The organism is Mesorhizobium sp. M7D.F.Ca.US.004.03.1.1, from assembly GCF_003998635.1.
GTDB lineage: Bacteria > Pseudomonadota > Alphaproteobacteria > Rhizobiales > Rhizobiaceae > Mesorhizobium > Mesorhizobium loti.
Window position 1 is genome coordinate 1 of sequence record NZ_RZQG01001687.1, and the last position, 564, is coordinate 564.

Consider the following 564-nt stretch of genomic DNA (forward strand, 5'->3'; position numbering starts at 1 on the left):
TTTCTCACCGGTGTGACCTCGAGCGTGTTGATGGGCGTGGCGCTGTTCGCCGCTCTTGACGGTCGCCAGCAGCTGGCCACCCCACCCGAGATCGCCGAGTTGATCAGTCTTGCCGGCAACGGCGATTCCGGCGAAGTCGCCAAGACGACCAGGCTGGTGGCGCCGCGTCAGATCGCCAAGGCCAAGGACCGTCGGCGCATGGAAGTGTCGATGGTCACCAAGGTCGGCGACCGCGACGTTATCCACACCATGCCTTTCGTGCAGATCAAGATGGCGCTCGCCGCCGGCCACACCACCAGCCGCGCCTACCCGCCTTTTGATCCGATGCAGGTGTTCGGCGACGACAGCGACGACAGTGCTCAGCCGGCGACAGCCTCTGCCGCTTCCGGCCAGATCTATGGCGCCAAGGTCGAAAGCGAGATGAGCCTGAAGACCGTCGATTTCCCGATCTCGACGGCTTCCTTCGACGAAAAGAGCGACCTGTCCGCCGACGAGGTGGAAAAGGTGGTGCGCGAAGCCGGCACCGACCTCAGCGACGGCGCCGTGCAGGTCGCTTCACTTCAC

1 pseudogene is annotated in these 564 nt (G+C 64.4%); it reads left to right on the plus strand.

The window, feature by feature from the left end:
- Positions 1-564: pseudogene (locus EN935_RS39495) on the plus strand (M23 family peptidase); the annotation flags it as partial.